Annotated in this window: 20 protein-coding genes and 1 tRNA gene; 14 read left to right on the forward strand and 7 right to left on the reverse strand. The window is 49.1% G+C overall.

Features of this window, described 5'->3' with window-relative positions:
- Window position 1: 1 nt before the first annotated feature.
- On the reverse strand, window positions 2-1,327 hold the full coding sequence (locus GEV47_RS16225) for an FAD-dependent monooxygenase (RefSeq protein ID WP_153235822.1): 1,326 nt from the start codon (window positions 1,325-1,327) through the stop codon (window positions 2-4).
- A gap of 160 nt (window positions 1,328-1,487) precedes the next feature.
- Between GEV47_RS16225 and GEV47_RS16230 the strand changes: the two genes are divergently transcribed.
- Window positions 1,488-1,563, forward strand: a tRNA-Phe gene (locus GEV47_RS16230).
- Window positions 1,564-1,743: 180 nt separating this feature from the next.
- Here GEV47_RS16230 and GEV47_RS16235 read toward each other — a convergent pair.
- From GEV47_RS16235 to GEV47_RS16250, 4 genes are all read right to left on the reverse strand, one after another.
- The gene (locus GEV47_RS16235; RefSeq protein ID WP_153235823.1) at window positions 1,744-2,076 is read right to left on the reverse strand and encodes a type II toxin-antitoxin system RelE/ParE family toxin; all 333 of its coding nucleotides are present in this window, start codon (window positions 2,074-2,076) and stop codon (window positions 1,744-1,746) included.
- Entirely contained in the window at window positions 2,073-2,342 is a 270-nt protein-coding gene (locus GEV47_RS16240) for a type II toxin-antitoxin system Phd/YefM family antitoxin (protein ID WP_322741681.1), read from the reverse strand. Before GEV47_RS16240 ends, GEV47_RS16235 begins: the two co-directional genes overlap by 4 nt.
- Before the next feature lie 351 nt (window positions 2,343-2,693).
- Entirely contained in the window at window positions 2,694-3,854 is a 1,161-nt protein-coding gene (locus GEV47_RS16245) for a M20 aminoacylase family protein (protein WP_153235825.1), read from the reverse strand.
- A 63-nt stretch (window positions 3,855-3,917) separates the two neighbouring features.
- A complete protein-coding gene (locus GEV47_RS16250; protein ID WP_153235826.1) occupies window positions 3,918-5,258 on the reverse strand; it encodes a DUF3100 domain-containing protein in 1,341 nt (446 codons plus the stop codon).
- Window positions 5,259-5,393: 135 nt separating this feature from the next.
- Between GEV47_RS16250 and GEV47_RS16255 the strand changes: the two genes are divergently transcribed.
- The 3 genes from GEV47_RS16255 to GEV47_RS16265 all read left to right on the forward strand — a co-directional run bounded on the left by GEV47_RS16255 (window position 5,394) and on the right by GEV47_RS16265 (window position 7,286).
- Window positions 5,394-6,305, forward strand: a complete 912-nt coding sequence (locus GEV47_RS16255; protein WP_153235827.1) for a LysR family transcriptional regulator — start codon at window positions 5,394-5,396, stop codon at window positions 6,303-6,305.
- Between the two features lie 33 nt (window positions 6,306-6,338).
- Window positions 6,339-6,761 (forward strand): hypothetical protein, encoded by a 423-nt coding sequence (locus tag GEV47_RS16260; RefSeq protein ID WP_153235828.1) that lies wholly within the window; start codon window positions 6,339-6,341, stop codon window positions 6,759-6,761.
- 72 nt (window positions 6,762-6,833) lie between these two features.
- Window positions 6,834-7,286, forward strand: coding sequence for a cupredoxin domain-containing protein (locus GEV47_RS16265; RefSeq protein ID WP_153235829.1), 453 nt, complete (start codon window positions 6,834-6,836; stop codon window positions 7,284-7,286).
- Between the two features lie 101 nt (window positions 7,287-7,387).
- On the opposite strand, the gene amaB is transcribed toward GEV47_RS16265, so the two are convergent.
- Window positions 7,388-8,893, reverse strand: a complete 1,506-nt coding sequence (amaB, locus tag GEV47_RS16270; RefSeq protein WP_153235830.1) for an L-piperidine-6-carboxylate dehydrogenase — start codon at window positions 8,891-8,893, stop codon at window positions 7,388-7,390.
- A 113-nt stretch (window positions 8,894-9,006) separates the two neighbouring features.
- Entirely contained in the window at window positions 9,007-10,098 is a 1,092-nt protein-coding gene (locus GEV47_RS16275) for a saccharopine dehydrogenase family protein (RefSeq protein ID WP_153235831.1), read from the reverse strand.
- 172 nt (window positions 10,099-10,270) lie between these two features.
- Here GEV47_RS16275 and GEV47_RS16280 point away from each other — a divergent pair, with 172 nt between their 5' ends.
- The 10 genes from GEV47_RS16280 (at window position 10,271) to prfA (ending at window position 22,150) form a co-directional block, all read left to right on the forward strand.
- Window positions 10,271-10,717 (forward strand): Lrp/AsnC family transcriptional regulator, encoded by a 447-nt coding sequence (locus GEV47_RS16280; protein WP_153235832.1) that lies wholly within the window; start codon window positions 10,271-10,273, stop codon window positions 10,715-10,717.
- Window positions 10,718-10,997: 280 nt separating this feature from the next.
- Window positions 10,998-12,056 carry a DUF1338 domain-containing protein gene (locus tag GEV47_RS16285; RefSeq protein WP_153235833.1) on the forward strand — a complete coding sequence of 353 codons (1,059 nt, stop codon included), beginning with the start codon at window positions 10,998-11,000 and terminating at the stop codon, window positions 12,054-12,056.
- 301 nt (window positions 12,057-12,357) lie between these two features.
- The gene (gene minC, locus GEV47_RS16290; RefSeq protein WP_153235834.1) at window positions 12,358-13,119 is read left to right on the forward strand and encodes a septum site-determining protein MinC; all 762 of its coding nucleotides are present in this window, start codon (window positions 12,358-12,360) and stop codon (window positions 13,117-13,119) included.
- Window positions 13,120-13,216: 97 nt separating this feature from the next.
- Window positions 13,217-14,032 (forward strand): septum site-determining protein MinD, encoded by an 816-nt coding sequence (gene minD / locus GEV47_RS16295; protein ID WP_322741675.1) that lies wholly within the window; start codon window positions 13,217-13,219, stop codon window positions 14,030-14,032.
- A gap of 1 nt (window position 14,033) precedes the next feature.
- On the forward strand, window positions 14,034-14,285 hold the full coding sequence (minE, locus tag GEV47_RS16300; protein WP_153235835.1) for a cell division topological specificity factor MinE: 252 nt from the start codon (window positions 14,034-14,036) through the stop codon (window positions 14,283-14,285).
- A gap of 276 nt (window positions 14,286-14,561) precedes the next feature.
- The gene (locus GEV47_RS16305; protein WP_153235836.1) at window positions 14,562-15,251 is read left to right on the forward strand and encodes a response regulator transcription factor; all 690 of its coding nucleotides are present in this window, start codon (window positions 14,562-14,564) and stop codon (window positions 15,249-15,251) included.
- Window positions 15,252-15,278: 27 nt separating this feature from the next.
- Window positions 15,279-17,000 (forward strand): FecR domain-containing protein, encoded by a 1,722-nt coding sequence (locus GEV47_RS16310; RefSeq protein WP_153235837.1) that lies wholly within the window; start codon window positions 15,279-15,281, stop codon window positions 16,998-17,000.
- Window positions 17,001-17,025: 25 nt separating this feature from the next.
- Window positions 17,026-19,542, forward strand: a complete 2,517-nt coding sequence (locus GEV47_RS16315; RefSeq protein WP_153235838.1) for a CHASE2 domain-containing protein — start codon at window positions 17,026-17,028, stop codon at window positions 19,540-19,542.
- 108 nt (window positions 19,543-19,650) lie between these two features.
- Entirely contained in the window at window positions 19,651-20,955 is a 1,305-nt protein-coding gene (hemA, locus tag GEV47_RS16320) for a glutamyl-tRNA reductase (protein WP_153235839.1), read from the forward strand.
- 112 nt (window positions 20,956-21,067) lie between these two features.
- Window positions 21,068-22,150, forward strand: coding sequence for a peptide chain release factor 1 (gene prfA / locus GEV47_RS16325; RefSeq protein WP_153235840.1), 1,083 nt, complete (start codon window positions 21,068-21,070; stop codon window positions 22,148-22,150).
- Window positions 22,151-22,256: the final 106 nt, after the last annotated feature.

Raw genomic sequence — 22,256 nt, forward strand, 5'->3', positions numbered from 1 at the left:
ATTAGTTTTTTTCGTTTATTTGCTCGTATGATCGTCCCAAAGCGTGGCTAATCATCCTCCGCTTTAAGACCGGCAACTTATCCAGCAAGTTCAATCCAAAGTTCCGTGCTGCCCTCAACCCCGGGATTGGCGGAAGATCGGCGTCAAACAAGCGCGCCAAGCCATCGGTCGCAATTTGCATTGTGGCAATTTCTTCTTTCCGTGCCCGCGCATAACGCGCCAACACTTTGACATCGCCACAATCACGTTGCCGTTCGCGCATTGCATCGCTTAACACTTTAATCAAAACGGCTACATCTCCAAAGCCGAGGTTCATCCCATGTCCTGCCAAAGGGTGAACCACATGCGCAGCGTCACCAATTAAAGCAACCCGAGGCGCAACCAAGGCATGACTGCGAATAAAGGATAAGGGGAAACTTTGTACAGCCTCTGGTTGCAATGGTAGTAACTGGCCTAAAACGCCACCAGCCAACGCGGTCAGCCGCTCTGCACATTGCGTCAAAGACTCGCTTAATAACGTGTCAGCGAGCGCATTAGGCGCAGACCAGACCAGCGATACGCGCTGCCCTGCCAATGGCAGCAAAGCGACGATACCTTCATTTTCTGTAAACCATTGATGCGCAATACCGTGATGCGGGCGCTCAGTAGAAAAATTCGCCACGATCGCACGTTGATAGTAAGAACGATAATCTATGCCGATATCGCACTGATTACGTACCCAAGATTGCGCTCCGTCTGCACCAATCAGCAGTGTTGACTTCAACACAGTGCCATCCTCTAAATGCAGAGTTGCCATATCGGCAGAAATGTCCATTTGCCGTGCACGACCATTGATCACGCGCACATTCTGCGCAAATTTCAAGGCAGCATCCAGCGCCTGGTTAAGATTGCGATCTTCAATTATCCATGCCAACGCATCGGTACGTGCACTAAATGCATCAAAACCCACACTACCGGCATTCTCTGCGACGCCGCCTTTGACCTGCATACTGTCCACCGCCGTCACGCGCGCGTCATCCAACGCATCCCAGACTTTGAGCGACGACAACAACGCACGCGCAACATGGTTCAAAGCATAAACCCGCGTATCCCAGGCAGACTGATCCACAGCGCTGCGATTGCTCCTATCAGATAAGGGCGGCGCTCCCAACAACACAACCCGTAATCCAGCTTGCGCCAGTCCCAATGCCGCCGTTTTACCGACAGCACCATTCCCAACGATACAAATATCGTAATGAATAATATTATTTTGCGTATTTTGCGCAGCCGCAGAATCAGCATTGCTGCCGCCTGACAGCGGTTTTTGAGGTGATTTGATATCGTTCATGGCAACATTATAACGACTACAGGAGACTTCTTCGAATCTGTCGCGAGCCGGCCAATATTGCCCAGCAGACCAAGAAATAAACTAATAAATAAACTTAATTTAAAAAAATTTGCGTAAGGGGGTTGCGAACTAAAAATATCTTGCTATAATCTCGCTCCTTGGCCTGGTAGCTCAGTCGGTAGAGCAGAGGATTGAAAATCCTTGTGTCGGTGGTTCGATTCCGCCCCGGGCCACCAAATTAGATGTACTTGATGAAGCAGCCCTACCTTTTGGTAGCGCTGCTTTTTTCATTTCAGCCTGCTATTTCCGTTGGCCTCCACGCATTTGTCGCAAACTCGCATAGCACTGAGTAGTGTCCTAATTTTTTAATTGCTGGTTTTGGTGAAAATGATGATGTTGCCTATTTGCGATTCTTTTTAATTGATTCGCAATAATCTCCGCGTCAGCAGCGCACTCATATCGCGCCGTGCGTCGACAACGATATGAATATAAATGACGTCTTGCCGGACTTCATAAATGATGCGATTCATTCCAGACAAAATCTGTCTGTATTGGGTGAGATTCAATTTCTCAACCTCTTCTGGAATGAAAGCTGTTTGTGGTAAATTTTGCAGATTCCGGATCGCTTCTTTTATATTGGCGTAGCTAATGCGCCAGGTGTCTATAGAAAAGTTTTTGAGTATGTAGGTCCTGAGTTCTTTCAGGCCCTGCTCTGCCGAATCTAGTACGACGACACTGAAACCCTTCAATGATCTGCCGTGTCCAAATCGGCAAACACCTCCTCAGCATCACGATACTTGCCTTGTTCAATTTCACGATTACCGAGCGCCAGTATTTTTAGTAGTGCCAGCGTTTCTTCTTGTTCTTCAAAGCTCTTCACGTCCATGACGACTAGCTTGGCTTCACCATTTTGTGTAATCAGCATAGGCTCACGATTTTCCGTGACGTCTTTGATAATTTCGGCAGCGTGACTTTTGAGATAGCTGATGGGCTTTACCTGAGTGGAAAATTTAATGATCAGGCCTCGGTTGAATTTGAGCGAGGACTAATTTTAGACCGAATTAAGTCTCAAGCGCAGATTGTGAATGGGTTGGTATTTGTACTACTTTCGATAAAATAACAATTAAGTATTAAATTATCAAATACGCTACCACAATGCCTGTTAGTAGAAAAATTCCCAGATACACCTATGTAAATCAATTATTTAGGTGTTTCGGCAGTTAACGTGCCCTGCCCGAACCACCAAAACAAAAATGGGTTAGCGCCGTAATTGGCACTAACCCATTTTTGTTTCGCAGCTTTGATAGACGCTTGGCAGGAATAAGCGGACAGAATTCCGACGCAGCGATTAAGGTATGGCTGACATTTACGCTGCAGATCCGCGCATCGTAGTGCGCACCAGTTCGACCCAGTATGCGGCGCCGATCGCCAACGCATCGTCATTGAAATCATAATGCGGGTTGTGTAAAGGCACCGATGTATCGCGGTCCACACCCATCCAGATATACGCTCCGGGTTTGGCATTCAACATGAAAGCAAAATCTTCCGATGCCATTGACGGAACGCAGTCCCAGTTAACTTTATCTTCGCCCACGGTTGCGGTTGCCGCGAGAATCGCGATATCTGTTTCGGCAGCGGTGTTGATGGTCGCCGGATACGCGTAATTGTATGCAACAGTTGCCGTTGCGCCGTGCGTCTTGGCGGTGCCTTCACTGAGTTCGACCAGCAGTTCATGGATACGGCGTTGTGTCACCATTGAAAAGCAACGCACCGTACCTCTGATTATCGCGTTATCGGGCAAGACATTCCAGGCTTCTCCACCGTGTATTTGCGTGACACTGACCACTGCAGTTTCTTGCGGCGGCAGGCGGCGGCTGACGATGGTTTGCAACGCTAGCACCAGATGACTGGCGCAGACGAGAGAGTCGATGGATTTCTCTGGCATCGCCGCATGACCGCCTTGACCCTGAATCTGAATTTCGAAGGTGTCAAAGGACGCCATCATCGGGCCATGGTTGATCGCAAAGCGCCCTAACGGCAGTCCTGGCCAGTTGTGCAGACCGAATACCATGTCGCACGGGAATCGCTCAAACAGGCCATCTTCAACCATTGCGCGACCACCGCCAGCGGCCTCTTCTGCTGGTTGAAAGATGAAATTGATCGTACCCTGCCACTCCTTATTCTGACTCAATGCGACCGCAGCGCCGAGTAGCATCGCGGTGTGTCCGTCATGTCCACACGCATGCATCTTGCCGTCATGTTGGGACTTATGCGCGAACGCATTTTTTTCCAGTAATGGCAGCGCATCCATATCGGCGCGCAAACCAATCTTAGGCCCATCTCCTCTTGTCAATGTACCGACGACGCCAGTACGGCCAACGCCTTCCTGCACCGTAATGCCGTTTGCGCGCATTACCGTTGCGACTAACCTGGCGGTCGACACTTCCTCGAATGCCATCTCCGGGCATGCATGTAACGTATGGCGCCATTTAGTCATTTCGGCGACCAGGTTTTTATCAATAGACATCACTTACCTTTCTAACGTGTAACTGTGCGGACCATGTCCGCAAAATTTTGCTTTCTTGCGTTTTTAATGTTTGAAAAACTGCGCAATTAAGGTTGCGCCGAGGAACGTTCCCGCGTTCGCGGCGAACGAAACGACGACGATTCTCCATCCCAGTCGGCGGAATGCCGGAATATCCTTGGCGATCGACAAGCCAGCGAAGGTGAGCATTGGCGTGATAAGGGCCAGGAAATTGATCTTCCCGGTCAGTACATTGATCTGATCCGCCCATGGGCATATTGGGGAAGTCAAAGCCATCGCTATCAACGATACCCAACATACTGCAGGGATTTTCTTGCCCGTAGCGTGGTTCAGCAACACGCCGACCAGTACCGCGATCAAGACGATCACCATCCCGGGAATCGAATCAATTGGATTGCTGCCGCGCGCGATCCAGTCGCCAATCATTGCCAGACCAGCCGACAATACCCAGGCGCAGATTATCCCTGTCGGACCTAAAGCAGCGTTGTGATTTACGACATGTTCCACTTTCGCTTCTTCCGGCTGCGTCGTTGAAGAAGATCTTCTGCCCAGAATCGGCTCCATGATGCGATAACCCCAGACCGCCATCGGCAACGAGATAAACAGCGTGAAGTAGGTGCCGATAGTGGTTGTAATGAGATTGCTGGCCGCTGCGAACGTCATGACTTGTTTAGCGATTTCCGGCGTCTGTTGCGCAGCGATCGCGCCAGAGGCGGCGGCCATCATGCTGCCAGAGCCAACGCCGGATCCCATCGCCAAAGCGATCGGATCGAAGATATTTAGACTGGCAATAAAACCTGCAAAAATGGCAATGAACACCGCGCCGAATACCGTGCCGGTCAGATATTCAGCCAGCACGCCGCGTCCCTCAGGAGAGTCCATGCCGTACTTTTCGCCAATGATGGCAAGGCTAGGTTCGCGCCCCACGGAAAATGTCGCACCGATGGCTTCACGCTTGATTCCCAATAGCAACGCTAACGGCAAGCCAAACAGGATCGTACCGACGAAATGCCCGAATTCCTGAAACACCAGTGCCCATCCCGTTGCGACAATCTGCGGTAACGACGACCCCACTAACAGGCCAAGTTTTGCAACGAAAAGTAGTAGTGCCGGCTGCAGTATCATTGCCGCATTAAATTGCATGCTGGTTTCGATACGCAATGGTGCCGGCAGGCGATTTTTTGCCAAGCCAAGCGCAGCGCCTATCAATAGCGCCCAAATCATCGGCAACAACACAATCTTGCCGGGCCCGATGTTGAAGGTGAAGGAACCAATCAATTCGGCAATAACAATGATTATCGCTGCGAAAATATACAGCTTCACAAAGCCAAAACTGTCATTGGTGCTCGTCGTTTTATAGTTGCTTATTGTTTTATAGTTGTTCATCTTGTCTCCTTTTTTACCGCAAAAGAATGCATCAGCCTGGCTGTGCGAAGGCGATCATGCATCCATTCCGATCTATAATCAACATCACTGGATAACAATATCCGTTCTGATTTTTAGAACACGAAAGTCGACAATATGTATGAAACAGTCAACGAAGCGCGCATCATTTATCTGTTCGAATCGATACAGCGCGGCACCATGCGGGCGGCCGCAGACGCGTTGAGTATCGCGCCTTCGGCAGTAAGCCGGCAAATCGCGTTGCTGGAACAGGAGCTGGCCATTCCGCTCATTGAGCGTCATACACGTGGCGTCAAACCGACTGAAGCAGGAAGGCTCTTGCTTGCGTATTTTCGCGAACAGCGCGCTCATCAAGATGATCTTCTGTCCCAGTTGCAGGAACTGAGAGGCCTGCGCAGAGGCACTGTTCGAATTGCGTTGGGCGAAGGATTTGTTTCGGATTTAATGGCCGGACCGCTGGCCAAACTGGGTTCGAATTACAGTGATATTTCCATCGTCCTTGATGTGGCGGGAACCAACGAGGTGATGCAGAGAGTCTGCGAAGATGAGGCAGAAATTGGCCTGATAATGAATCCTCCGCCGGACACCAAGATTGTGTCGCGCAAGATTAGCAAGCAACCGATACTTGCGATTGTTGGGCCAGACTTCCCCTTGCTAGGAAGAAAGGAGCCGGTCAAGATCACCGAATTTCTGGATTATCCGCTGGCACTCAATCATCCTACGTTTGGAATGCGGCAAATACTTCAACTAGTTGAACAAACCGAAAAAATCAGACTGACACCGCATCTGACAACAAACTCGTTCTATATACTGCGGCAATATGTGAAGCTGCAACTGGGCGTGACTTTCCTTCCAGCCTTCGTTGTCAGAAGCGAGCTTGAAGCGGGTGAGCTGTTTGCGATTCCGATCGAGCAACCGATTCTGGAAAATGCTGAAGCGCATCTGATCACGCGCACCGGCCGCAAACTGTCAATTGGTGCAAATAAGATGTTGCAATACATGGCATCTGGCATGTCATCGTTACGATAACGGTCTATACACTGCATCATTTATAATGCGTCCATGCTTCGTTACCTCAACATCATACTGATATGGCTTTTGGCATTTGCATTGCCGGTGCAAGGCTTTGCTGCGGCCAGCATGTTGGGTTGCGAAAGTAGCCATCATCGCTACACGACGACCGTGCAATGTGGTGACAATGTGACTGGCGCTCAGGGAAATCACGCGCAACCAGCCGCAGTTCAAAACGAAAGCAAACATTCCCATCAGTCTTTGGAAAAAAATCCGCTAAACAGTTCTCACCATGCCGACGCGCAATGCCAACTCTGTGCGGCGTTCTGTTTGAGCGCCGCAATGGCACCACCTTCGGCGCCAGATGCGCTTGCTCGCGCCGCAGATTCAATTCCATCCTCAACGTTAGAAGTCCATTTCACTACGCACTTCCCTGATGGGATCGAACGCCCTCCACACACTTTCTTCATTTAAATTTCGCATCTCTAGATACTATGTTCGCGCATAGCTTGTATCTGTAATATGTTTTTTAATTGAAAGATAAGCATGAAATCGATTCTCTTTGCATCAACCTTAATACTGTCCACTGTTACCGGTTACGCCATCGCGGACGGCAATATGTCGCATAAAATGGGACAGCATACCGACAACACGCCTGTCGCAACACGCACCATCACAATCGATATGACCGACACCATGCGTTTTACCCCCTCAACCATTTCGGTCAAACGCGGTGAAACGATCAAATTTATCGTCAAGAACTCTGGTCAGATCAAACATGAATTAGTCTTTGGTGATATCAAAGAACTGAAAGAGCATGCAGCGATGATGATGCAAACGCCACACATGCAACATAACGAGCCGAATCAGGTTTCAGTTTCACCTGGCCAATCCGGTGAATTGGTTCGCACGTTCGATCAGGCCGGCACATTTGATTTCGCTTGCCTGGAACCAGGGCATTTTGAAGCGAAGATGCGCGGTACCGTAGTCGTTAAATAAACTGTATTGCAAACTACGCTGCAATAAAAAAAGCGCCACCTCGAAAAACGAGGCGGCGCTTTAAATAATGTCTGCGGGAGCTGACATTGCATGACACACCATCAAATCGTAAAACTAATTCCCTGCGCTAATGGTAAGGATGCGCTGTAATTAATCGTATTGGTCGCACGTCGCATATAGCCCTTCCATGCATCAGAACCTGACTCTCGTCCGCCGCCAGTTTCTTTTTCACCGCCGAATGCACCACCAATCTCTGCACCGCTAGGGCCGATGTTGACGTTGGCAATACCACAATCGCTGCCGCTGGCTGAAAGGAAAGTTTCTGCTTCACGTAAATCGGTGGTGAAGATGCTGGACGATAAACCTTGCGGTACCGCGTTATTGAGATTAATCGCTTGTTCCAGCGTTTGATAACGTACGATATACAAAATCGGAGCAAAAGTTTCGTGATGCATGATCTGGCTTTGCGTCGGCATTTCCACCAATGCCGGATGCACGTAATACGCATCTGAGCAATCTGTCATTTGCTGACGCTCACCGCCAAATACTTTACCGCCCTCGTCTCGCGCCGATGTCAACGACTGCTGCATCGCTGCAAACGCTTGCGCATCAATCAATGGCCCAACCAAGGTATTTTTTTCGAGCGGATTACCGATAGCTAAAGTGCCGTAGATTTTTTTCAATCGCGGCACCAATGCGTCATACACACTGTCATGTACAAACAAACGACGTAAGCTGGTGCAGCGCTGTCCGGCAGTGCCTACCGCTGAGAAAACAATCGCACGCACGGCCATCTCCAGATCCGCACTTGGTGCGACGATCATCGCATTGTTACCGCCCAGTTCCAAAATAGTGCGGGCTAAGCGCTGCGCGCAACGGCTGGCAACAGCACGTCCCATTTTGGTACTGCCAGTGGCACTGATCAAAGCAACCCGGGCGTCATCGACCATTGCGGCGCCACATGCGCTATCGCCTATCACTAATTGGGCCAGACCTTCAGGTGCATCACTACCGAAACGTGTCAACGCTTTCACAAATAAAGCGTGAACCGCAATCGCGGTCAGTGGCGTTTTTTCTGACGGCTTCCACATAACGCTGTTACCGCAAACGAAAGCCAACGCAGCATTCCATGCCCATACAGCAACCGGAAAATTAAATGCAGAGATCACGCCAACCACGCCCAGCGGATGCCATGATTCCATCATGCGATGACCAGGACGCTCGGATGCAATCGTCAAGCCATATAACTGACGCGACAAACCAACTGCGAAATCACAGATGTCGATCATCTCTTGGACTTCGCCCAAACCTTCTTGCAGAATTTTTCCGCTCTCCATTGTGACCAATTGGCCTAGCGCGTCCTTATTGGCGCGTAATTCTTCACCGAACAAGCGAACTAACTCACCACGTCGTGGCGCGGGAACATTGCGCCATTGCGCAAAAGCGCTCTGAGCACGAGCGACTTTTTCTGCCACCTGTGCTGGTTGTTCTGCGCGTAAATTGGCCAAAACCGTACCCGTGATTGGTGTGTGGCTGATGATCCCGTCACCTTTGTAAGGTGTCAGATCAACGCCTAATTTATTTAGTACATCTGCAATGTTGTGCATGCTTTTGTCTCACTCAATTTTTTCAAAAATAAGGCTTACATAAAACAGAATGAAGTAAGTCGTAAAAGCGTAGCGTCTTCCGACCTACGCTACCGACATCCTACAACATGCCCTTAAGCTGCGTAATAACGACCAAAACGATTTGCCAGGAAATCTGCCAGCTTCGCCTCTTCCTGCCGCACCAAACCACGCTGCGGCAACTTCCCTTGCACCACTAAATCTACCATGGTGCAAATACCTGACGCTGTGGTCAGTTGAATGGCCGATAGCAGTTGACCGTTCACCTTTTGACTGTAAATTTTCTTGGCGTAGGTTTCTTGTTCCAGGCGACCATCGCGTATCCCGCTGACCGTGACAAACACCAGTACGACATCTTGCTTGGTGATCGGAATTGCCGTTTCCATCACTTCTTTGAGAATGTGACGACGCTCTAATTGTCCCAGTTGCAAATCGCGCACCAACACTTTAACGATATCGCGATGACCAGGATAGCGCACGGTTTTGTAATTCAGATTATGTACTTTTCCTGCCAGACTTTCGCACAAAGTACCTAACCCGCCTGACGTATTAAACGCTTCATAATTAATACCATCGAGCGAAAAATGCTCTATCTCTTCCAGCGCTGAAGTTTCACGCAAAGTGCCGTCAACAATGGCTTCGCAAGGGTTGCAATACTCATTGATCAAACCATCGGTACTCCACGTCAGATTGTATTTGAGCGCATTGCTAGGATAGGTTGGCAACGCGCCGACGCGCATTTGAATATCGCGCAATTGTTCGAAACGACTGGCAACATCGTTGGCGACGATAGAAATAAACCCTGGCGCCAAACCACATTGCGGCACAAATGCAGTGCTTGCATCTTCGGCTAATTGCTTGACTACACGCGTGCTGGCGACATCTTCCGTTAAATCAAAATAATGTGATTTCGCTTTTTTCGCAGCGGTGGCTATCACGTGTGTGAGGAAGTAAGGACAAGCCGACAATGTCACCTGATGACCTTCAATCAAATGCGTGACGGTAGCTGCATCGGAAATATCCGCGGCAACCACTTTGACATGCGGAAAGGCGGCTTGTCTAACGTATTGCAGGCGCTCAGGATCGCGGTCAGCAACGGTAATCTCGTAATCGCCAGTATGAGAGAGCAAATTGAGGATGGCGTCGCCGATTTTTCCAGCGCCTAGCAGAATTAGTTTGGTTTTCATTTTGTTACTTGTCTCGTGTGATGTTTGATGTGATTCGTGTATTTTCAAAATAGCTAATAAAGCCGCTAATAAATATTGTAAAAGTAAGTGTTGTCAGTTGATAGATAGCAAGTTATCGTCATACTGTGTAGTAACAATACATATCGACCAACATAAAATACAAAACGACATCATGAAACAAGAACTTGATGAAATTGACAATAAAATCCTGGCGCTGTTAATGGACGATGCGCGCTTGCCAATGGCCACTATTGCCAAGCAAGTCGGCATCGCCCGCACCACCGCGATTGCACGCATTGCCAATCTGGAAAAAATGGGCGTGATTGCGGGTTACGGCGTGCGTCTCAATCACACTTTGTATCAGCCCGCAGTACGGGCATATGTGGGTATTTCCATGAATCCGGGAAACGCCGCCACGTTGATCAAAATGCTGCAAAAAATGCCGGAAGTGGAAACCCTGTGCGCGGTCAGTGGGATGGTGGACTATATGTTAACTTTGCGATGTCAATCGACCGGCACGCTAGATCGCTTGCTGGATCAAATTGGTGCAATTGAAGGTGTGCGGCAAACATCAACCTCGATCATTTTGAGCAATCGGATTGATCGCAGCGCGATTTGATTTTTGATATGCGTTATTAGCGGATCGACAGCACTATTAAAACAATTCACTTGCAAATGTGTGGCTGATCTCTGAATAATTTACTTTTTACTGTGTAAGTAATACCAAATAATCGATTTGAAAAATAACGCCGTCACTCTCCCGAATGCGGGGATCCAAGTTACATAAGATGGATTCCCGCGTTCGCGGGAACGACGAAAGCATTTTCAAAATGATGGCTTGATCTTACTTAATCTCACTTAATCTCGTTATTCAAATAAATCTAACCGATCACCTATCCATGAACTCTCTTGAATCACTTTTGGTAGCCTGCCTGGGTCGTATTGAAACTTTCAGAATGCTACGACTCATGCATATTCCAGTGCAACTCAGCACGAAGAAAGATGATGTAAACAATCATCAAGTCACCCGTGCTGAAATTGCCTACGCGCTCAATGTGATGCTGTTCCGCGACTTGCTCGAACGGGTGCCCGAAGGAAAAGCGTATACCGAAGATGCTATGCATAGCGGACGAAAAGTTTTTTTCGATCACGGTGCGGTTCGCACGGTGCATATACCGCAGTCCGGACAGCTTCCCATCGGAGAAACGGCCATCACACGCTTCCTCGCACCGTTGGGTTATCAATTGAATGAAGTGTATCCACTGCCGCGTTTAAAAATGACTGGGCGCGCTTACTTTCATGCCGATTTTCCAGAACAAATGCCGCAATTTTTCGTGAGCGAATTGCATGTCGACCAGTTTTCTCCTGCATTCCAGCAAGCAGCTTCCCGCGTGGTCGCCACATCGCATGATCCCTTGGATATAACTGCTTTGGCGCTGCTACAGCAGTTACAAGAAGCGCAAACATTGGAATTTGATGCTGCCGTATTTTTGTTGCAATCGTTAGTACGTTCCTTCGATCGCCAGCATGCGATTCCGACTTTAGATGATTACGAAATTTTACTTAAAGAATCGCAAGAAATGGCGTGGATATCCACCGAAGGTAATGCGTTTAATCATGTTACTGATCGCGTCCCGGATTTATCTGCGTTAGCTGAAGAGCAAAAGGCGCTTGGCCGTTCAATCAAACCCAATATCGAAGTGGCAGCCCGGGGCACCATGCGTCAAACGGCTTATCGTGCGGCGGAAGTCGAGCGTGTATTTCGAACAGAAAAAGGCTGCGTAGTGCGACGTGTGCCGGGTTCATTTTATGAATTTATTTCGCGTGATGCGATTATTAACCCTAATAATCCTCTCGGTGAGAAAGTCCTTGATCTGAAATTCGACAGCGGTAATGCCACGGCGATTTTCAAAATGACATCCACGGAAAAACCGGAAAAAATCAGCTCAGCAAATTAATCAACCTTTTTTCGAAACCTTGTGCGCATCAGGTTCCGAAAAAGTCTGATAAAGCAGGTCGGAACAGCGTACTACGTTTCGACCTGCATACGCGCCACTCTCCCTCACCTTCCACCCGCAAATCGCCCCATCGCAGATCACTTTTCTTGCGATCTCGCCAGGATTTGGTAAGATCACCCCTAATATTAGATTTCACATTTGCCTATCTGCTCGCTTTTTGACGTTTTTTGCACTTTTTGTACCCGTTTCGCATTCTTTCGTGCTTTTTGTGTTCTTTCGTGCTTTTTCGTTTACCTCATTCATGTCAAAAAATAAAATTCGCAAGGCTATCGAAATTAAAATTGCAACAGTGGTGGCAGTATCCGCAATACTCCACGATGCAAACCTCACTGCTTTGGATACGGCATTAAAAGAAATGACCGGTGGTGTCGCCGATTTTTTCGATAATGAATTTGCCGTCATCGATGTCGGCGCTTTAAGTGCGACAGATGTGGATCTTGGCAGCATAGTCTGGCCTGAGCTCATCGCATTACTTCGCAATTACCACCTGAATGCCGTAGCCGTCCGCAACGCTCCCGAATCTATCCATTCTGCCATCGTTACAAGTGGGCTGAGTATTGATAACGTCGTCGCACCGCGCGCCGATATCGCCGCACCGACTGCGGCTGCTGCTGAAGCAAAAGCTGCCATCGCTACTGCTGCAGAAATCCCGTCGCCACCATCCGCACCACTTAGCGCGATGATCATTGATACCCCGGTACGTGCCGGCCAGCGCATTTATGCACGTGGGACGGATTTAATTATTACAGCGATGGTCAATAACGGTGCCGAGATTATTGCTGACGGCAGTATTCATGTGTACGCGCCATTGCGCGGCCGCGCCCTGGCCGGCGCCAGCGGCAATACCGATGCGCGTATTTTCGCGGCCAGCATGGAGCCAGAATTAGTTTCAATTGCTGGTGTATATCGTACTTTTGAAAATGGCTTACCTACAGAAATGAAGGGACAAGCTGTACAAATTCGTTTAAATGGCGACAAGATAGACGTACTATCGCTCAAATAACGGCCATAATCGGGGCATTGCGCTATATATCAGTTCGATCAATTTATTTTCAAAATTTTAGCTTTCTCATTTAAAGCTTTCTCAATTAGGAGTTTTTGTGGCAAAAATCATTGTTGTGACATCCGGTAAAGGCGGAGTTGGCAAAACAACTTCCAGCGCAAGTTTCGCATCAGGCCTGGCACTGCGTGGCCATAAAACAGCAGTATTGGATTTTGACGTAGGCCTGCGTAATCTGGATTTGATCATGGGTTGCGAGCGCCGTGTAGTGTATGACTTGATCAATGTCGTCAATGGTGAAGCTACCTTGAATCAAGCACTGATCAAGGACAAGCATTGCGACAATCTCTTCATCTTGCCAGCTTCACAAACCCGCGACAAAGACGCCTTGACCGAAGAAGGTGTAGAGCGCGTGTTGAAAGATTTGGCCGCGATGGATTTTGAATACATTATTTGCGATTCCCCTGCCGGTATTGAGCGCGGTGCCGTGATGGCGTTAACGTTTGCCGACGAAGCGATCATCGTTACCAATCCGGAAGTGTCTTCAGTGCGCGATTCTGACCGTATTCTTGGCATCATCCAGTCTAAATCACGTCGTGCAAAAGATGGCGGCGAACCAGTCAAGGAACATCTGCTCATCACGCGCTATTCAGCCAAACGGGTGGATGCCGGTGAGATGTTGTCTCACACCGATGTTCAAGATATTTTACGCATCCCGCTGGTTGGCATTATTCCAGAATCGGAAACAGTGCTGCATGCATCAAATCAAGGTAATCCAGCAATTCACGTTTCCGGCAGCGATGTTTCGCAAGCTTATACCGATTTAGTTTCTCGCTTCCTTGGCGAAGAAGTACCTTTGCGTTTCACTACTTACGAAAAGCCGGGCTTCATTGCGCGCATTTTTGGAGGGAAGTAATATGGCTTTGCTCTCGTTTTTGTTTCCCACTAAACCGAAAAGTGCTTCTGCTGCAAAAGAGCGTTTGCAAATCATCATCGCACGCGAACGTAATGGTCGCCAAGGCCATGATTTTTTGCCAGCGCTACATAAAGAATTGATCGAGGTTATTTCAAAATATACCAAGGTCAATGCGGAGGACATCAAAATTTCTTTAGATCGTCAAGGCAACCTCGAAGTGCTGGATGTTAACGTAGTGTTACCTGATGCATAGATGGCACTTTTGCATGCTTAAACTCGGGTCTCGTTTCCCAATCCAGGGCTGCATACGAAGTGATGTGCCGCCTAAAAAAGATTGGGATAAGTAAATATGCAAAACTGGTGAAAATTTTGAGGGTCGTCGGATTTCCGATATATAATTATTATAAAATTGCATTTTTAATAATTTCGCAGCCTCCAAACCGATGCATCGGCAAACAGATGAAAATTTCGTGTAAGCGTTATCGCACAGGCTGCAATACTTAACAGTACGCCAACGAAGATATCTACTATGAGAATTGCAGTCCTTGACGATGATCAAAGCCAAACCGATTTGGTTTGCCAGGTACTCACTTCCAGCGGTCATATATGCCATGCGTTCCAAAGCGGCAAAGAAATCCTGAATCAATTACGTAGAGAAAACTACGATATGCTGATTCTGGATTGGCAAGTACCGGATCTTAGCGGAGCAGAAGTATTGCATTGGGTGCGTTTTAAACTGCCTCCGACCGTCCCGGTGCTTTTTATGACTAGCCGCTCTGGCGAAGATGATATTGTTGCCGGCCTCGCTGCCGGTGCCGATGACTATATGATCAAGCCAATTCGTCGAGGAGAGCTGGTGGCAAGGGTACAAGCGCTGTTACGCCGTGCTTACCCAATACAAAATGCCAGCGAGCAAATTTCTTTTGGCGACTATGTCTTTGAAACCCGCTCTAGTCGCTTGACGTTGTCAGGTGCACAGATAGAAGTAACGCAAAAAGAATTTGATTTGGCATTGTTGTTTTTCCGCAATCTCGGGCGTCCACTGTCGCGTGCTTATATCCTTGAAGCGGTCTGGTCACGTGATGTTGATATCCCATCGCGCACCATGGATACCCACGTCTCACGCGTACGAAGTAAGTTACAATTACGACCAGAAAATGGGTTTAGGCTTGCGCCGGTATATAGCTATGGGTATCGCTTGGAACAACTAACTGGATAAGGCGCAAAGACTTGCGCAGGAGAAAAAATGCGCAGCTCTTCAGGCTCAAAAACATTTCGAATATCACCATTAAAAATCGCAGCGTTTTATACGCTGTTGTTTGCCGTCACATCCTTCGCCAAGGCTGCAGAACCAGTTGTCGTCAACGCCAACACTATCGACACTACGGCATTACTAGTTACCCCGTCCACGATTAGCTATCGCGCTAAGTCCGGCGATACATTAATGGCCATTGCAGAACGACTAACCCCAAATCGCAGCAACTGGGTTGCACTTGCCAAACTCAATCACATCCGTAATGATCGTACCATTCCGATTGGCACGGCGATTGTGATCCCGGTGTCGTTATTACACGAAGACCCCAGCAACGCTAAAATCGTCACCCTGTCTGGAACCGTTAACATCAATGCCGCAAATGGCCCCGCGTTACCAGCAGCCGTCGGTACAACACTGGAAGAAGGAGCGCGGATCGAAACGGGCAATAACAGTTTTGTTACCTTGGCTCTATCCGATGCATCACGCATTGCATTACCGTCTAATAGCCAAATCAAACTGACCGTGCTGCGTGTTGCTCGCTATACCAACACGCCTTTGACAGAAGTGACATTGATGCAGGGGCGGATAGAGTCGCAAGTGTCGTCGCTCAAAAAAAATAAAGGGCGCTTCGAGGTTCGTTCGCCACTAGCCGTGGCAGGTGTTCGAGGCACTGATTTTCGGGTAGATTTCCACAATGGAGAAATGGCGACGGAAGTCCTGAGTGGTGGCGTAGCAGTTGCACTTCCACAACGCCCTGCCGCGCTGACGCTGCAACCGGGGCAAGGAAATATTAGTGACGCACATGCTGTCGGCAAAGCGGTAAAATTGCTGCCAGCCCCAAATTTCGCCGACTACCAAGCTGTGCAAGAGCGTCCAACGTTACACTTCAAACTCGTACCAAACAACGATGCGCGGAGTTTCCGCGCACAAGTCGCCACTGATCCGCAGATGCAAAACATCCTGACAGAGATCAGCAGCAACAGTGAAAATCTCAATATACCCGGCCTCGCGGATGGCAGTTACTTTATGCGTGTCACCGCCGTTGATAAGCTAGGCTTACAAGGCATTCCAAGAGTCGATGGCTTTACCCTGCATGCGCGACCAGAACCTCCTTATCCCCTGCAACCAAAGGGAAAATCACGTGGCACGCCGGTCGCCTTCACTTGGGCAGAAGTGGCAGATGCGCAGGCTTATCATCTGCAGGTGGCGAGCGATGAGCATTTCTCGCAACCTATCATTGATGAACCGGCAATCCCGTCGACACAGTTCTCTACCGAGAAATTGGCCCTGGGCCATTACTTCTGGCGCGTCGCTACGATTGCGGATAAAGATGGCAAGCCAAACCATGGTCCCTTTGGCGATCCGCAATCCTTGCAACTCATGTCTGCGCTGCAATTACCCAAACTGCCAGATGCTACGGATGGACCGTTATCGCTGAGTTGGCCAAGTGAACCAGGGCAGAAATTTGTACTCGACATTGCTCGCGACGCGGCGTTTTCCACTTTGTATCTGACGCAAGAATTGGACACTCCCGAAATCACCGTTCCGCGACCACCTAACGGCACTTATTTCATCCGTATAAAAGCCATCGATCCTGATGGTTATGTCAGCCCATATTCAACAACACAAAAAATTTATTTCGGCAGCCGCTGGGTAACCAGTGATGGCTCACCGTTACTCAATAGTGGCGGCATCACGCCAGCGGGTTACTAAATTTTAGTTTTAACTTGCCAAACAAATGACCTCGCCGAAGCGCCCCTTCATCAAAATCGCCAAACGCGTGGCGCTTCGACAATGGCTGATACTGACAGCAATTTTATTACTGTTGGCAGGCTGTCTTGGTTATCAAAATGGCTTGGCGCAATTAGATCAACCGCTATATGACCAGTTTATGCGACTTGATCAGCGCCCTGCCCGCAACGACATCATCATTGTCGGAATTGATGACTACAGTATTTCGCAGCTAGGTCGCTGGCCTTGGCCACGTGACTATCATGCCAAGGTGATCAATAACATTATGCAAGCGCATCCTCTGGCAATCGGGCTTGATGTCATCATGCCGGAGCCGGAGACGATCGACAACCATGGCCTGCGTGACGGCGATATTAATTTAGCCAAGGCGCTTGCGGCCAGCAATAAGACAGTACTGCCAATAGTCACGACAGCGGCAGGAACCGGTGTCACCAGTTTGCTGCCTATTCCAGAATTTCAGCATGCTGCGCGCGCGCTGGGCCATATCAGCTTAGAACTGGATCGTGACGGCATCATGCGTGGCATCTTTTTAAAAGAAGGCCAAAATGGCATCTGGTGGCCGCATTTTGCTGTCGCATTAGCAGACATCGCCGGACAAAAAATTACTAATCAGGATGGTCAACTTCCCGGTGAACATCGCGACCAACACGGATCTCTCCCTATCGTTGAAGGTGCAAAAAATCAAGTCAATGCCTTTGCTGGTGCAACCTCAACTGAAGTAACTTTGCCACAAACTGAATCATCGTCCGATCAATGGCAGCGCGACTATCATGTGAACATTCGCTTCTCTGGAGATCGCGGGAGTTTTCGTTCGGTTCCCTACATCTCTGTCCTGCGAGGTGAAGTTCCTCGGAGCTTTTTCAACAATAAATACGTGCTGATAGGCGCAACTGCCATCGGCATGGCGGATGCGTTCCCCACTCCAGTATCGGGTAGCTCCGGCATCATGCCCGGCGTAGAAATTAATGCCAATATTCTGTCCTCTCTGTTGGATCACACCACCATCAGCATTGCATCGGCACAGTACACCGTGTTGTTTAGCGTCTTGCCGCTGTTGATTGCTTTAATCAGTTATCTCTTTTTAACACCGCGCCTTGCTTTAATATTGACCGGGTTGCTGATGTTGCTCGTCACGGCTATCAGTTATATCGCCCTGAAATACGGCCTATGGATAGCCCCCAGTGCGGCACTGATCTCATTGGGACTAGCTTATCCACTATGGAGTTGGTGTCGTCTGGAAGCTGCCATCACGTATCTGGGACATGAATTCATGTTGCTTGATCAAGAACCACATCTGCTCCCCGAAGTGCATAGGATTGCATCGTCACAATTACAAGGCGAGGATCTGCTGGAACAGCGAATTAACGCAATGCGCAACGCGGCGCGCCGGGTGCGCGATTTACGTCATTTCGTTTCTGATAGTCTCGACAGTTTGCCCGATGCCACTCTGATTACGACAACTGACGGTCACGTGCTGATCGCCAATCAAGTGGCCAAAGATTATTTTCATGCAGTCGATTTACCCGACATAGCGAACGCCTTGCCACCCTATTTGTTTTCCAAAATGTCGCAACCACAACCACTGGAAGCAATGGCGCAGCAGACATTCGACTGGTTCGATTTACTCGATACCCGCCATCAGTCAGCACTCTCGAGCGGACTCGCGGTGCAAGATCAACATGGTCACGATTTACTGATAAAAAGCGCGCCATGCTATTCAGCACACCACGTTCTAAGCGGCTGGATTGTGAGTATTATCGACATCACCAGCATTCGTGCCGCCGAACGCAGCCGTGATGAAACATTGCGTTTTTTATCGCACGACATGCGTGCTCCACAAGCGTCGATTCTGGCTTTGCTGGAACTACAAGGAGATGCGTCTTCTGCATTACCACAACAAGAATTTTTCTCTCGTATCGAGCATGCATCACGCAAAACATTAGGCTTGGCTGACAATTTTGTGCAATTGGCGCGTGCCGAATCAGAGGAATATCGGCTGGAGGAAGTTGATTTTCAGGACGTGATCATTGATGCCACTGACGAAATGTGGATACTTGCACAAAACAAAGGCATCAAACTACTTGTTGATATTGCCACTACTGAGCCAAATGGCGATGACACTGCAGAGTTCATCACCCATATCGATCGCGGATTGATGGCACGCGCCTTGTGTAATCTGATTGCTAACGCCATCAACTATAGCCCGGTGCACACGACTATAACTTGCAGCTTGCGGCATGAATTGATCAATACGCAGCCGCATATTGTTTGCTGTATCAGCGATCAAGGTTATGGCATCAGCGCTGCAGATCAAGCCAAATTATTTCAACGTTTCCAACGTATTCAGGCTCCTGGCCAGCCTAAATCAGAGGGTATTGGCCTTGGCCTGGTTTTTGTCAAAACCGTCGTTGAACGGCATTTTGGAGAAATTTCCTTTACTAGCGAAGCAGGTAAAGGGACAAAATTCGTCATTTCACTGCCTGAATTATTAAAAAAACCATAAATACCTGCTATATGCAGGCTTGAATTACCTGTTGCGCTGCTAGAGTATAATTGTGCGTTATCAAGAAGCGTTGTTGTCACTTATTGCTTCATTTTTAAGTACTCTTAAATGCATTTACTCGCCGTCGGACTCAACCACACCACCGCGCCTGTTTCATTGCGCGAAAAGGTGGCCTTCCCTGCCGATCAGATTGGTCAGGCAGTGGCGGCGGCGCGTGCATGGTTTGGCAATAACGATCGTGGTCCTAATCCAGGACATACTGACGAAGCAGCGATACTCTCGACGTGCAACCGCACCGAACTCTACGCTGCCAGCGATATTGCGCACGGGACCGGCGTGGAAGCAGCGATTGATTCCACTGCACAGTTTCTGGCGCACTATCACCAGCTTTCCTACACTGACCTACGCCCGCATTTATACACACTGCCGCACGATAACGCCGTGCGTCATGCATTCCGCGTTGCTTCGGGCCTCGATTCCATGGTGTTGGGCGAACCGCAAATTCTCGGACAAATGAAAGATGCGGTGCGTCATGCAGAAGCAGCCGGCGGCCTTGGCACCTATTTGCATCAATTATTTCAACGCTCTTTTGCGGTCGCCAAAGAAGTTCGTACTACCACGCAAATCGGTGCGCATAGCGTCTCGATGGCAGCGGCGGCAGTGCGCATGTCAGAACGGATTTTTGACACGGTCGCACAGCAAAACGTCCTGTTTATTGGCGCGGGCGAAATGATTGAATTGTGCGCCACGCATTTCGCTGCTCAAAACCCTAAGAGCCTTACGGTTGCGAATCGTACTTTAGAACGCGCCGAAATATTGGCGCATCGTTTCAATGGTCATGCGCTACGCCTTGCAGATTTACCTGATCAGCTCGGCAATTACGACATCATCGTTTCATGCACGGCATCGTCGTTACCAATTATCGGCTTGGGTATGGTCGAACGCGCTGTCAAAGCGCGTCGCCACAAACCTATGTTCATGCTCGATATCGCCGTACCGCGTGATATCGAATCCGAAGTCGGTCGCCTCGATGACGTGTTTTTATATACGGTCGATGATCTCGCATCAGTAGTCCAAACCGGCATGGAAAATCGCCAGGCCGCCGTCGCCCAAGCAGAAACGATAATCGAAACCCGGGTGCAGTCTTTCATGCACTGGGTTGATAACCGCACTGTCGTGCCGGTGATTCAAGACTTGCACGAAAGTGGCGAACTGATGCGTACCATCGAGTTGGAGCGCGCCCGCAAAATGCTGGCCAAAGGTGAGGACATCGAATTGGTTCTTGAAGCTCTCTCCAAAGGGCTCACCGCTAAATTTCTGCATGGTCCCCAACAAGCTTTACACCACGCGCAAGGCGACGAACGCGCACGTTTAGCGGCGCTATTGCCACAACTTTTCCGCACCAAGCGTTAGCGAACTCCCTCTTCTACTGCTGTCAGCGACGCATGATCATATGATCCATCATCGCTAGATAGCCGTCATGCTTTGCCCCCCATTTTCACCCAATTTTTACATTAAAGACGCCATGAAACCATCCATGCTTGCCAAGCTTGACCAACTGTCGCAGCGCTTAGTTGAAGTCAGCGATTTACTCAATCAGCCAGAAGCCACCGAGAACATGGATAGTTATCGCAAACTATCGCGTGAACATGCGGAATTAGGTCCACTGGTCGAGCTGTATCAAAGCTTTACCCAGGCAAACGATGACATCGCCGCTGCGCAGGAAATGCAATCCGATCCTGAGATGAAAGAATTTGCGCAAGAAGAAATCAATAACGCAAAAAGTCGCATGGAAAAGCTGGAACTGGATCTGCAGAAAATGCTATTACCAAAAGACCCCAATGACGAGCGCAATATTTTTCTGGAGATCAGGGCTGGCACCGGTGGTGACGAATCGGCTTTATTTGCTGGCGATTTACTGCGCATGTACACCCGCTTCGCCGAACGCAATCGCTGGCAAATTGAAATGGTATCGGAATCAGCATCCGAAATCGGCGGATATAAAGAAGTGATCGTGCGTCTGGTCGGTTTTGGTGTGTATTCGAGGCTTAAATTTGAATCCGGTGGTCATCGTGTCCAGCGCGTTCCCGCCACCGAAACCCAGGGTCGGATTCACACGTCAGCCTGCACAGTCGCGGTCATGCCTGAAGCAGACGAGGTCGAAGACGTCGACATCAATCCTGCCGATATCCGTATCGACACCTACCGAGCATCTGGCGCCGGCGGACAACACATCAACAAAACCGATTCGGCCGTCCGCATCACCCACATCCCGACCGGCATTGTGGTCGAATGCCAGGATGATCGCAGTCAACACAAAAACAAAGCATCAGCATTAAAAGTATTGGCGGCACGCATAAAAGACGGCCAATTACGCGAGCAGCAATTGAAAGAAGCAGCCACTCGCAAATCATTGATCGGCTCCGGTGATCGCAGCGAACGCATTCGTACTTATAATTTCCCACAAGGTCGCATGACCGATCACCGGATTAACCTGACCTTATACAAACTCGATTACATCATGGATGGCGATCTGGAAGAATTGACCAATGCCCTGGCCACTGAACATCAGGCTGAATTGTTGGCGGCGCTGGGAGATAGTCTATAAATGGCCGCAAGGGGTTTTAATAATGCTATGTATAGCAAGGCTGTTCAACGCTGATACTTCCCGATCATTTTTGAAAAAAACATCGTCATCCTCCCGAACGCGGGGA

Origin of the sequence: Glaciimonas soli (assembly GCF_009497155.1) — a bacterium.
GTDB lineage: Bacteria > Pseudomonadota > Gammaproteobacteria > Burkholderiales > Burkholderiaceae_D > Glaciimonas > Glaciimonas soli.

Coding starts and splice junctions, on each gene's coding strand:
- GEV47_RS16225 (WP_153235822.1), bottom strand. CDS start 1,327: ATGAACGATATCAAATCACCTCAAAAACCGCTGTCAGGCGGCAGCAAT.
- GEV47_RS16245 (WP_153235825.1), bottom strand. CDS start 3,854: ATGTCTATTGATAAAAACCTGGTCGCCGAAATGACTAAATGGCGCCAT.
- GEV47_RS16250 (WP_153235826.1), bottom strand. CDS start 5,258: ATGAACAACTATAAAACAATAAGCAACTATAAAACGACGAGCACCAAT.
- GEV47_RS16255 (WP_153235827.1), top strand. CDS start 5,394: ATGTATGAAACAGTCAACGAAGCGCGCATCATTTATCTGTTCGAATCG.
- GEV47_RS16260 (WP_153235828.1), top strand. CDS start 6,339: ATGCTTCGTTACCTCAACATCATACTGATATGGCTTTTGGCATTTGCA.
- GEV47_RS16265 (WP_153235829.1), top strand. CDS start 6,834: ATGAAATCGATTCTCTTTGCATCAACCTTAATACTGTCCACTGTTACC.
- amaB (WP_153235830.1), bottom strand. CDS start 8,893: ATGCACAACATTGCAGATGTACTAAATAAATTAGGCGTTGATCTGACA.
- GEV47_RS16275 (WP_153235831.1), bottom strand. CDS start 10,098: ATGAAAACCAAACTAATTCTGCTAGGCGCTGGAAAAATCGGCGACGCC.
- GEV47_RS16280 (WP_153235832.1), top strand. CDS start 10,271: ATGAAACAAGAACTTGATGAAATTGACAATAAAATCCTGGCGCTGTTA.
- GEV47_RS16285 (WP_153235833.1), top strand. CDS start 10,998: ATGAACTCTCTTGAATCACTTTTGGTAGCCTGCCTGGGTCGTATTGAA.
- minC (WP_153235834.1), top strand. CDS start 12,358: ATGTCAAAAAATAAAATTCGCAAGGCTATCGAAATTAAAATTGCAACA.
- minE (WP_153235835.1), top strand. CDS start 14,034: ATGGCTTTGCTCTCGTTTTTGTTTCCCACTAAACCGAAAAGTGCTTCT.
- GEV47_RS16305 (WP_153235836.1), top strand. CDS start 14,562: ATGAGAATTGCAGTCCTTGACGATGATCAAAGCCAAACCGATTTGGTT.
- GEV47_RS16310 (WP_153235837.1), top strand. CDS start 15,279: ATGCGCAGCTCTTCAGGCTCAAAAACATTTCGAATATCACCATTAAAA.
- GEV47_RS16315 (WP_153235838.1), top strand. CDS start 17,026: ATGACCTCGCCGAAGCGCCCCTTCATCAAAATCGCCAAACGCGTGGCG.
- hemA (WP_153235839.1), top strand. CDS start 19,651: ATGCATTTACTCGCCGTCGGACTCAACCACACCACCGCGCCTGTTTCA.
- prfA (WP_153235840.1), top strand. CDS start 21,068: ATGAAACCATCCATGCTTGCCAAGCTTGACCAACTGTCGCAGCGCTTA.